Below are 4,576 nucleotides of genomic sequence, written 5' to 3'. Positions count from 1 at the left end.
CCAAAGGGGCGCGAAAAATATTAGCATCTGCTATATTTTGCTTGTTGTGAGGCAGTTTTCGTGCAATGCGGATCCCTCGGAACAGATCGGTATACCTATGAAAAAGCGTAGCAGAAAGGCTTTCTGGGGCGGTTTTTGGGGCGGCATAGCTGCTCCGCTGGCGCTGTTTTCTAACTACTCAGCGCCGACTGTCCAAGAACCTCAGATCAACCCCCTGTATCGCCCAGCGCGCTCGTCGAACGACGCGCTGCGCAGCGACGTGCGCCGCATCGGCGATGACTTCGGCCGTTCGATAGCGCGTCACAATGGCTCGCGGTAAGTCATCTCACCGCCCAAGTTCTGCCCCTTCGCCTCGTCCCGCTGGACAACCGCATGCCACGGAGGTGGTGCCGCGCCAGATGATGCAGGCGGAAATCCATCATGGGCCGCTGCCTCATCCAGAAGTGCTGCGCCAGTATGACCAGCTTTCCCCCGGGGCTGCAGATCGGATCATTACGATGGCCGAAGGCGAGGCGGAGCACCGCCGCCAGATGGAACGCCAGCAGCTCGAATCGGACGTAGCGCATCGCAAAACCCTGACCGCAATAGAGCAGCGCCGCATCGAAGGCGTTTTTTCTAGCGATAAGACCGGCCAGATTCTCGGCGCGGTGGTTTCGTGCATTGCTCTACTCGCGGCTGCAGCAACCGCCATTGTGGGCCTGATCTACGGCGTCACGTCCCGCTGGTACTGGGCCATTCCCGTCGCCCTGGTGTCGCTCCCTGTTCTTGGAATGGTTCAGGCGATCCGGCGAAGGGTCGAGCCTACGCGCGGTGAAAAAGCCGCGAGCAAGCCCAAATCTGACGCGTAATCGACCAAGCGCCTACTTCGGCGTCATGCCCTAGACCGCGTCCGCCCGCCGGGCCAGCCAGAACCAGTGCGAGTGTTTGGCGCGCTTGGCCTTTTGGCGCCGGAAGGTGATGCGCACCAGTCCGGCGTGGCCCGCGTCGATCTCGACCGTGTAGTGGTGATCCTCGGCGGTGGCCGCTGGCGGCAGGGTGAGGGCGGCCCGGGCCACATACTGGCCGGGGACCTGCTCCAGGATTCCGTTGTCGTCCATGGTCGTCTCCTATCAGGACGCGGCGCGTAGGGCCGCCAGGGCGTTGCGGGCGGTGCCAGCCGCCTCAACGTCGGCGCCGCGGCACGCCAGCAGGTGGTCGGCCCACAGCGCCAGCGCTTCGCGCCGCTCCTTCCAGTAGCTGTACTGGTCGTAGATTCCCTCCACGCCCTTGAGCTTGTGGTTCAGGCACATCTCCGATATGTCGCGGTCGACACCCAGGGCGCGCATGTGGGATTTCGCGGTCGATCGTAGGTCGTGGGGGGTGAAGGGCCGCACGTTGGGGCTGGCGTTTTTGAACCAGTAGCCGATGGCACCCCAGACGGCATCCTTGCCGACCGGGGCATCGCCACCGCCCTTACGCAGGCGCGCCACCGAGCGCGCCGGCACGATGTACCTGGAGTCCAGCGCCAGCGCGTCCAGCTCGCGGAACCATTCCACGACGGGCGGCGCCAGGGGGATATCCATGGCTGGCCCGGTCTTGGACGCCGGGATATGCCACAGGCCGGCGCCAAGGCGTTTCACCGTGTGCTGGTCGATGCGGATATGCTCGCGCAGCGCGGTGGTGAACTCGGACACCCGCACGCAGGTGGCCAGGATGATCCAGACGCTGAGCTGGTTCTGGCGGTTCATGCCGGCGGCGCGCATGACCACGGCCAGCTCGTTATCGGTCAGCATCAGGCGCACCTTGGCCTTGGGCCGCTTCCCGATCAGGGATTCCAGGCTGATGCCCATGGCGGGGTTGACCTGGATGATGTGCTGGCCGGCGGCGTGCTTGAACATCTCGCGGGTCACGATGTACAAGGCCTCGGTCTCGCGCCAGCCCGCGCCGCTGGCGAATCCGTCCTTCGTCTTGCGGATCAGGTCGATGACGTCGCCTGGCGCGACACCATCGACGGCACGGCCGCGCCAGTCCTTCCCTATCCGGCGCAGCTGGCGCTCGTACAGCTTCTGGCTGTTGGGCGCCAGGTGGCGCAGCACCTTGGCGCGGTAGTCGTCCGCCAGCCAATCGATGGTCTTGGCGGCGCGGGCCTTCTGCTTGGCTTCCCGCTTCTCGGCGGCCGGATCTTTGCCAGCGTCGATCATGGCGCGCAGCCGGCTGGCCTCCTTGCGCGCTTCAGCGAGGGTGATATCCGGGTAGTTGCCGATGGTGGCCTCGGCCCGCCGGCCGGGCATTCGGTAGCGCAGCACCCAGGCCGCGGTGCCCGCCTTGGATAGGGTGAAGGTCAGGCCGCCGCCGTCGGACTTGGCCAGCGGCGCGCCGGAGCGGATCCAGCTCTTGATCTGGACGTCGGTCAGCAGGCCCTGCAATACGCGCTTCGTCGCCATGGTTCCCTTAGGTTTTGGGTAGCTGGGCGGCTTGGCTACCCACCTAGCTACCCATTTTTCGTGAGCTGGGAGGATAACTCCTGAGAAGCCAGGAAAGAAAGCCGCAAGGATTTATGCGGCTTTCAGAGGGGCTGTGATAGGTGGTGAGAAGTCCAGAGCATCAGACCAAGATTATGTCGTATTTTTCCTGTGAATACGTGCTCTCGACTTCCAGCGACACCCGCTTGCCCACGAAGTCGCCCAGCATCGCCAAGTGCTGGCTTTCTTCCTCCAGGAACAGGTCCACCACGTCCTGCGACGCCAGGATGCGGAACTCCTTGGGATTGAACTGGCGCGCTTCGCGCAGGATTTCGCGCAGGATCTCGTAGCAGACCGTGCGCGGCGTGCGCACATTGCCGCGCGACTCGCACATGGGGCAGGGCTCGCACAACTGGTGCGCCAGCGAATCGCGGGTACGCTTGCGCGTCATCTCCACCAGGCCGAGTTGGGTGAAGCCGTTGACCGTCATACGGGTTCGGTCCCGCGCCAGCGCCTTCTTCAACTCGGCCAGCACGGTCTCGCGGTGCTCCTGTTCTTCCATGTCGATGAAATCCAGGATCACGATGCCGCCCAGATTGCGCAGCCGCAACTGGCGGGCGATCGCCTGCGCGGCCTCCAGGTTGGTCTTGAAGATCGTGTCGTCGAAGTTGCGGCCACCGACGAAACCGCCGGTATTGACGTCGACCGTGGTCAATGCCTCGGTCTGGTCGATGATCAGGTAGCCGCCCGACTTCAGGTCGACGCGGCGCGACAGCGCCCGCGCGATCTCCTCGTCGACATTGGCGGTATCGAACAGGGGGCGCTCGCCGCTGTAATGCTGGATGCGGTCGACCACCGAAGGCGTATAGACGCGGGCCCACTCCCGCATCGCCGCGGTGGTGGTGCGCGAATCCACCAGAATCGCGCCCGTGGTGGGCCCCACCATATCGCGCAGCACGCGCTGCGCCAGCGTCAGGTCCTGATGCAGCAGCGCGGGTGCCGCCTGGCTGCGCGCGGCTGCCTGCACGCTGGCCCACAGTTTGCGCAGGTATTCCAGGTCGGCGGCCAGTTCCTCGTCATTGGCGCCTTCGGCCTGCGTGCGTACGATGAAGCCGCCTTTCTCCTCGGGCGGCATCAGCGCCTGCAGGCGCTCGCGCAACTGGATGCGTTCGGACTCCGAGTCGATTTTCTGGGAAATGCCGATGTGCGGATCGTGCGGCAGGTACACCAGCATGCGGCCAGCCATGCTGATCTGCGTCGACAGGCGAGCGCCCTTGGTGCCCAGCGGGTCCTTGACCACTTGAACCATGATGGTCTGCCCCTCGAACAACAACTTTTCGATCGGCGTCGGAGTCAGGCCCTGGCTACGCTCGCCCCGGTTCTCGCGCAGATCCGCGATGTGGATGAAGGCGGCGCGCTCCAGACCGATATCGATAAAGGCGCTCTGCATCCCGGGCAGCACCCGCACCACCCGTCCCAGATAGATATTGCCAACGTGTCCGCGCTGGATGCTGCGCTCCACGTGCAGCTCCTGCACCGATCCCTGCTCGACCAGCGCGACGCGGGTCTCGAAGGGGGTGACGTTGATCAGGATATCTTCGCTCAACGCGATGGTTGGGGGCATGGGGGCATCTTCTCCAAGGTAAAGGCAGTGCGGCGCAAGGCGAATAGTAAACGTACCAAAGCGCCGGGCAAGCTGTTCGGCAGCCTCCGGGCCGGACGATCTATCTATATAGTAAATAGCGGACAGCGGCGGCCGCGCCGGGGGAGTACGCGCAACGACGCGTTCCGCAAGGAGGCGTGCACGGACAATCCTATCTATATAGAGAGACGCGCCGTTGGGCAAGTGCGTTGCAAGGGCCAAGGCGGCCGCCGCCACGGTCGCCGTACGCAAAATTCATCGGCGCTTTTGCTTCCGTGGCGTGCCAAGCCAAAATTCTGTGCTATAGTCTCGCTCCTTCGCAGTTCAAGCAGTTTTGTTGGGCGGCGAGGCAAGGCAAGTGCAACGGATCTGAAGGCTACGGCGATCGGATTTGTCGCAGGGCAGCAAGGCGGTGGGTCAGCAGTGATTCTCTCGAACCGGCAGTCGGCGAATTTTGCGTAAGTCGGTGCAAATCAGGCAGAAGCCAGTTGCA

General features: G+C 63.9%; 5 protein-coding genes. 2 read left to right on the top strand and 3 right to left on the bottom strand.

Annotated elements, in window-relative coordinates:
* A partial coding sequence (locus ACN6PJ_RS27395; protein ID WP_427998921.1) for a hypothetical protein occupies window positions 1-319 on the top strand: 319 nt, incomplete at its 5' end.
* 79 nt (window positions 320-398) lie between these two features.
* Complete coding sequence (locus ACN6PJ_RS27390; RefSeq protein ID WP_427998920.1) at window positions 399-848, top strand: DUF2335 domain-containing protein; 450 nt, start codon at window positions 399-401, stop codon at window positions 846-848.
* Window positions 849-878: 30 nt separating this feature from the next.
* Here ACN6PJ_RS27390 and ACN6PJ_RS27385 read toward each other — a convergent pair whose 3' ends face one another.
* The 3 genes from ACN6PJ_RS27385 to rng all read right to left on the bottom strand — a co-directional run bounded on the left by ACN6PJ_RS27385 (window position 879) and on the right by rng (window position 4,047).
* Complete coding sequence (locus ACN6PJ_RS27385; RefSeq protein WP_427998919.1) at window positions 879-1,097, bottom strand: hypothetical protein; 219 nt, start codon at window positions 1,095-1,097, stop codon at window positions 879-881.
* A gap of 12 nt (window positions 1,098-1,109) precedes the next feature.
* On the bottom strand, window positions 1,110-2,423 hold the full coding sequence (locus ACN6PJ_RS27380) for a tyrosine-type recombinase/integrase (protein WP_427998918.1): 1,314 nt from the start codon (window positions 2,421-2,423) through the stop codon (window positions 1,110-1,112).
* Between the two features lie 160 nt (window positions 2,424-2,583).
* Entirely contained in the window at window positions 2,584-4,047 is a 1,464-nt protein-coding gene (rng, locus tag ACN6PJ_RS27375) for a ribonuclease G (RefSeq protein WP_427989598.1), read from the bottom strand.
* Between the last annotated feature and the right edge of the window lie 529 nt (window positions 4,048-4,576).

It is taken from the genome of Achromobacter sp. (assembly GCF_050285585.1).
Classification (GTDB): domain Bacteria; phylum Pseudomonadota; class Gammaproteobacteria; order Burkholderiales; family Burkholderiaceae_B; genus Achromobacter.
The sequence above is the reverse complement of the archived record's forward strand: the minus strand, read 5'-3'. Positions and strand labels throughout refer to the sequence as shown.

Excerpts from the sequence above, each read along its gene's own strand:
- ACN6PJ_RS27385 (WP_427998919.1), bottom strand. The coding sequence starts at position 1,097 with ATGGACGACAACGGAATCCTGGAGCAGGTCCCCGGCCAGTATGTGGCC.
- ACN6PJ_RS27380 (WP_427998918.1), bottom strand. The coding sequence starts at position 2,423 with ATGGCGACGAAGCGCGTATTGCAGGGCCTGCTGACCGACGTCCAGATC.
- ACN6PJ_RS27390 (WP_427998920.1), top strand. The coding sequence starts at position 399 with ATGATGCAGGCGGAAATCCATCATGGGCCGCTGCCTCATCCAGAAGTG.